Genomic DNA, 4,390 nt, shown 5'->3' with positions numbered 1-4,390 from the left:
ACTTGGGATTGATCGTTACATGACCTACTTTGCGACTCGGCGGGTCAAACTGACCCAGCCCAACATTGCAAAACTGGCGGCGAAAGAGCCAAGGTGAGCCTGCACGCCCGAATGGACTATCCGGCGCCGATTTTATGGTCTGTTTAGCCTGAAACCTGTCATTTTTCAGCCCGCTTTCATTTCCGTTCCCGGACTAAACACTCGTCAGGTTTCAACATTCCTGGGCCTGTGTGGCCGCAGACAACAAGGGCGAAGACATGACACAAGAAGAAGACTTCCAAGCACAGCTGGACGACCTGCAGACGGAAGATTTCGGCTTTGGTACACAGATCCGCAAATCCCCCTATTTCGACGCAACCGTTCGTTGGGGTGCAAAGGGTTTTTCCGTTTATAACCATATGTATATCCCGCGTGACTTTGGCGATCCCGAGCAGAACTTCTGGAACCTCGTGAACGACGCCATCCTGTGCGATGTGGGTGTCGAGCGCCAGGTCGAGATCACCGGACCGGACGCCGCGAAATTCACCCAGATGCTGACCTGTCGTGACCTCTCGACCATGGCGGTTGGCCAGTGCAAATACGTCCTGATCACCAATGCCGATGGCGGGCTTCTGAATGACCCGATCCTGCTGCGCCTTGCTGAAAACCACTTCTGGATTTCGCTGGCCGACAGCGACATCCTGCTCTGGGCGCAGGGCATTGCCGTGCATGCCGGGATGGATGTCACCATCTGCGAGCCGGATGTGTCGCCGCTGCAATTGCAGGGGCCAAAGTCGGGCGAGATCATGAAGGCGCTGTTTGGCGACGACATCATGAGCCTCAAGTACTACTGGCTGCGCGAGCTTGAGCTTGACGGCATCCCGCTGATCGCATCGCGTACCGGCTGGTCAAGCGAGCTGGGCTATGAGCTCTACCTGCAGGATGGGTCTCGCGGCGACGAGCTTTGGGAAAAGATCATGGCGGCGGGCGCTCCGTTCGGCCTTCAGCCCGGCCACACCTCGTCGATCCGCCGGATCGAGGGCGGCATGCTGTCCTATCATGCGGATGCAGACAGCAGCACCAACCCTTACGAGCTTGGGCTTGACCGGCTGGTGAACCTCGATATGGAGGCGGACTTCATCGGCAAGGCGGCGCTGCGCCGCATCAAGGAAGAGGGCGTGAGCCGCAAACAGGTCGGTCTGATTATCGAAGGCGATCCGCTCAACGGCCCGAACACCTCTTACTGGCGCATTGTAAAAGGCGGAGTGGTCATCGGTAAGGTTACCTCTGCTGTCTATTCGCCGCGTCTGAAGCAGAACATTGCGCTTGCGATGGTCGAAACAGAGCATGCCAATCTGGGGGCGCGGGTGAAAGTCGTGAACAGATCCGGTGTCGTGAACGAAGCCGGTACGGAAAATGCCGTCATCGTGGACCGCCCGTTCTATGATCCCAAAAAGTCAATCGCCGCGGCCTGAGCGCCTCGGCTAATACAGGGATCCAGCAAATGTCCGATCTTGCCATCGAACTGCATTGGCGGCGCTCCGAGCCCGCCTTTCAACCCGGCAAATACTCTGCCGAACATACCGTGTGCTATAACTCCAGCCACGAGGTACAAGTGGACGCCGCCCCGGATTGGGGCGGCGATCCAGACAATACCAATCCTGAACAGGCCCTCGCCTCTGCCCTGTCGAGCTGTCACATGATGACGTTTCTGGCCCTGGCCGCCAAGGCCGACTGGCCTGTCGCAAGCTATCACGACTATGCCGAAGCGCATCTTGGCAAGAACGCCAGGGGCCAGATGTCGGTGACGCGGATTGACCTTCATCCTGTGGTGCGTTTTGATACCGGTTTCTCGCTGGATGACGCGAAGCTGGCCGAAATGCAGGATCGTGCGCATCGCTATTGCTTTATCGCAAACACCCTCGCTGACAGCGTTGAAATCAACGTTCTGTAGCCCCCAAAAGGACCTCACCCATGCAAAAAGGCGATATTCTGTTACGTGATCTGGATGCCGATGGTATCCTGCGTCTGACGCTGAATGATGCCGGACGACGCAACGCGCTCTCCGAGGCGATGTTGGCAGAGCTGGGTGCGGCCTTTGCCGAGGCTGGCACCGACCCGGCGGTGCGCGTTATCATTCTGGCGGCGAACGGACCGGCCTTTTGCGCGGGTCATGATCTCAAGGAAATGACCGCCGGGCGGGCGGGCCCCGATGGTGGCCGCGCCTATTTCAGCAAGGTGATGTCGATGTGTTCGGGCGTCATGCAGGGGATCGTGAATTGCCCCAGGCCCGTCATCGCCGAAGTCACCGGCATTGCAACCGCTGCGGGCTGTCAGCTTGTGGCAAGTTGCGATCTGGCGATTGCGGCGGACACGGCGCAGTTCAGCACGCCGGGCGTTCACATCGGTCTGTTCTGCTCAACCCCGATGGTGGCTCTGTCGCGCAACGTGAACAACAAGCATGCGATGGAAATGCTGTTGACCGGCGACATGACACCGGCCGGGCGCGCGGCAGAAATCGGCCTGGTCAATCGCTGCGTCGCGCCCGAGGCCTTGCAGGCCGCCACCCTGGAAATGGCGCGCAAGATCGCCTCCAAGTCCAGCATGACCCTCGCCACCGGCAAGCGCGCCTTTTATGCGCAGCGCGAAATGACCCTTTCCGAGGCCTATGATTACGCCTCGGGGGTGATGGTCGACAACATGCTGGCCCGTGATGCCGAAGAGGGCATCGGCGCCTTCATCGAAAAACGTGCCCCCCAGTGGCAGGATGCCTGAGCCCATGCAAACCAATCCCTATAACACCGGCCTTGATCGCAATCCCGCGAATTACCAGCCGCTGACGCCGCTGACCTTTCTGGAACGCGCCGCCAGTGTGTTTCCCGACCACACGGCGATCGTGCACGGGCCGCTGCGGCGCAATTATGCCGAATTTTACACGCGCTCGCGACAGTTGGCCTCGGCGCTCGCGCAGGCCGGCATTGGCCGGGGGGATACGGTTTCGGCGCTGCTGGCGAATACGCCTGCGATGCTGGAATGTCATTACGGCGTGCCGATGTGCGGCGGTGTGCTGCATTCGGTCAACACCCGGCTGGATGCCTCGATCATCGCGTTTCAGCTTGATCACGCCATGTCGCGGATCGTGATCGTGGACCGCGAATTCATGCCGCTGATGCAGGAGGCGCTGGCGCTTGCCTCGGTGAACCCGATGCTGATCCAATATGACGACGCGGAATTTACCGGGCCGGAGATTCAAGTCGAGGCGCATGATTTCGAGGCCTTCCTTTCGGGCGGCGATGCGGATTTCGCATGGCTCATGCCCGAGGATGAATGGGACGCGATCTCGATCAACTATACCTCCGGCACCACCGGCGACCCCAAGGGCGTGGTTTCGCATCATCGCGGCGCATACCTTTTGGCGCAGGGCAACGCGCTGACCACCTCGATGGCCAAACACGCGGTCTACCTCTGGACCCTGCCGATGTTTCACTGCAACGGCTGGTGTTTTCCCTGGACGATGTCGGCGATCATCGGCACCCATGTCTGCCTGCGCCAGGTCCGGGCCGAGCCGATCTGGAATGCTTTGGCGGACGAGGGCGTGACCCATCTTTGCGGCGCGCCAATCGTGATGTCGCTGATGATCTCGGCGCCCGCTGCGCTCAAGCGTGACCTTGATCGCACGGTGCAGTTCTTCACCGCCGCCGCACCGCCGCCGGAAAAACTTCTGGCGGACATGAAGACCGCAGGCTTTGACGTGACCCATCTTTACGGCCTGACGGAAACCTATGGCCCGGCGGTGGTGAACGACTGGCATGCAGGCTGGTCCGATCTGGCCCCGGCCGAGCAGGCCGCGCTGAAATCGCGCCAGGGCGTGCGCTATCTTGCGCTTGAATCTCTTGATGTTCTGGACCCCGAAACCATGATCCCGGTGCCGCGTGACGGCACGACCATGGGCGAGGTGATGTTTCGCGGCAACGTGGTGATGAAGGGGTATTTCCGCAATCCCAAGTCCACCCGGGAGGCCTTTGAGGGCGGGTGGTTTCACTCCGGCGATCTCGGCGTCATTCATCCCGATGGCTATATCCAGCTCAAGGACCGGTCCAAGGACGTGATCATTTCGGGCGGCGAAAACATTTCCTCGATCGAAGTCGAGGAGGCGCTTTACCGGCACCCGGCGGTCGGCGTCACCGCCGTCGTGGCAATGCCGCACGAGAAATGGGGCGAAACGCCCTGTGCCTTTGTCGAGCTTGCCGAGGGTCAAGAGGCCGACGCCGATACGCTCAAGGCATGGTGCAAGGAACAGCTTGCCCCCTACAAGGTTCCGGGCAAGTTCGTCTTCATGCCCATCCCGCGCACCTCGACCGGAAAAATCCAGAAATTCGTCCTGCGCGAACAGGCACGCGATCTTGGCGCA

General features: G+C 60.3%; 4 protein-coding genes. All 4 read left to right on the top strand.

Going from position 1 to position 4,390, the window contains the following annotated elements:
• Positions 1-257: 257 nt before the first annotated feature.
• A complete protein-coding gene (locus BUB78_RS19725; protein ID WP_073201108.1) occupies positions 258-1,454 on the top strand; it encodes a glycine cleavage T C-terminal barrel domain-containing protein in 1,197 nt (398 codons plus the stop codon).
• A gap of 29 nt (positions 1,455-1,483) precedes the next feature.
• Positions 1,484-1,933: an OsmC family protein gene (locus tag BUB78_RS19720; RefSeq protein ID WP_073201104.1), complete on the top strand. Its 450-nt coding sequence runs from the start codon at positions 1,484-1,486 to the stop codon at positions 1,931-1,933.
• 20 nt (positions 1,934-1,953) lie between these two features.
• Positions 1,954-2,754, top strand: coding sequence for an enoyl-CoA hydratase (locus tag BUB78_RS19715; RefSeq protein ID WP_073201102.1), 801 nt, complete (start codon positions 1,954-1,956; stop codon positions 2,752-2,754).
• 4 nt (positions 2,755-2,758) lie between these two features.
• Positions 2,759-4,390, top strand: a 1,632-nt coding sequence (locus tag BUB78_RS19710; RefSeq protein ID WP_073201106.1) for an acyl-CoA synthetase, incomplete at its 3' end; no start/stop codon positions are given.

This window comes from Roseovarius marisflavi (assembly GCF_900142625.1).
Lineage (GTDB): Bacteria > Pseudomonadota > Alphaproteobacteria > Rhodobacterales > Rhodobacteraceae > Roseovarius > Roseovarius marisflavi.
The sequence above is the reverse complement of the archived record's forward strand: the minus strand, read 5'-3'. Positions and strand labels throughout refer to the sequence as shown.

Excerpts from the sequence above, each read along its gene's own strand:
- BUB78_RS19725 (WP_073201108.1), top strand. The coding sequence starts at position 258 with ATGACACAAGAAGAAGACTTCCAAGCACAGCTGGACGACCTGCAGACG.
- BUB78_RS19720 (WP_073201104.1), top strand. The coding sequence starts at position 1,484 with ATGTCCGATCTTGCCATCGAACTGCATTGGCGGCGCTCCGAGCCCGCC.
- BUB78_RS19715 (WP_073201102.1), top strand. The coding sequence starts at position 1,954 with ATGCAAAAAGGCGATATTCTGTTACGTGATCTGGATGCCGATGGTATC.